Source organism: Vibrio sp. 2130-1, from assembly GCF_033339515.1.
On the sequence record NZ_JAWOUT010000116.1, the window covers coordinates 1 to 941 of the forward strand.

1 protein-coding gene is annotated in these 941 nt (G+C 47.4%); it reads left to right on the forward strand.

The window, feature by feature from the left end:
- The first annotated feature begins 26 nt into the window (after window positions 1–26).
- The gene (locus R7Q09_RS24600) at window positions 27–935 is read left to right on the forward strand and encodes a DMT family transporter (protein WP_021452431.1); all 909 of its coding nucleotides are present in this window, start codon (window positions 27–29) and stop codon (window positions 933–935) included.
- The last annotated feature ends 6 nt before the right edge of the window (window positions 936–941 follow it).

A 941-nucleotide genomic window follows, 5' to 3' on the forward strand; every position in this document is an offset into this window, starting at 1 on the left:
CTTTGGCAAAGAATGAGGAGAAAAATGTGAAAGTCACATCTGTCGGGGCAGCAATGCTGCTATTAATTGTCGGGAATCTTATTGCGGTGCTTTCGGACTCTTTGATCAAAAGTGTCGCGAATGAAGTGCCGATGTTTCAGTTTGTCTTTTTTCGACAAATATCAGCGGTTATGTTCCTCCTTCCTGTTTGTTTGTTAGCAAAACAAACCAACTTTATGGAAGGATTTAAATGGCATGCGGTTCGTGCTCACGTGTGGCTGTTGGGCGCGGTATTTATGGTCATGGCGATCTCATCTTTGCCGCTCGCAACTGCGAACGCGATCTTTTATGCCGCGCCATTGATCATGCTCCCTCTCGCTGCGATTTTTTTCGGTGAACAGCTATCTAAACAATCGGTCGCTGCGGCGGTAATGGGATTTGCAGGGGTCTTGGTGATTATTCGCCCGGATCAAATTGATTGGGCAGCAATCTCAGCGTTTGTGGTCGCGTTAACGTTAGCCGTTAACAATCTGTTGATTCGTAAGTTGCCAAAAAACCAATCAGTGATGCAAACCTTGCTGATGACCAACTTGGCCGGTATTCCGGTTGCGTTGCTGTTGGTGCTTATTGAGGATCAACCTTGGCAATGGGACGCGTTTCCTGTCGCGGCAGGGTCAAGTTTGTTCATTATGATCTATGCGGCGACTTGTGTACTGGCGTACCGTTCTATCGATAGCAACAAAATCGCGAGTGCAGAATACAGCGGTTTGATTGGTGCGGTTGTCGTTGGCTTTATTTGGTTTGGTGAAATACCAGATATTTTCATGGCCATCGGTACGGTGATGATCGTGGTGCCACTGATCTGGCTATCGAAACGCGAGCGTCGCAAGCAGAAAGAACATGCTCAGCTTCAGGCTCAAAAGGAGCACGAGCAGCAACAAGCACACGTTGCTTAATAAAGC